This window comes from Flavobacterium silvaticum (assembly GCF_012911565.1).
Lineage (GTDB): Bacteria > Bacteroidota > Bacteroidia > Flavobacteriales > Flavobacteriaceae > Flavobacterium > Flavobacterium silvaticum.
On sequence record NZ_JAAMPU010000030.1, the window covers coordinates 1 to 275 of the forward strand.

Here is a 275-nt window from a genome sequence, read left to right on the forward strand (position 1 = left end):
CAACCAGACCGACTCGTCGGTTCCGGGCCAGGTACAGGAGATCGAGCGTACGCAGAACTACTTCGCATTGACCATGCTTCCGTACTATTTCTACGGAACGACTTACAGTGTCGAGGTGGCCGTCAAGACCAACGGTGTGTTCTCGGGTTACGGCGCTCCGTGTCCGATCTCATCACCGGGGGTTCCGATGATCAACAACTGCGACCAGCACATGGCCCAGCAGAACAGCTACATCTCCACGGCGAGCCTGAACAAGGCCACGGCCTACCGTTTCG

1 protein-coding gene is annotated in these 275 nt (G+C 57.8%); it reads left to right on the forward strand.

What is annotated here, in order from left to right; genetic code table 11:
* Positions 1-275: hypothetical protein (locus G6047_RS00095; protein WP_169525268.1), on the forward strand; the 275-nt coding region annotated here is incomplete at both ends.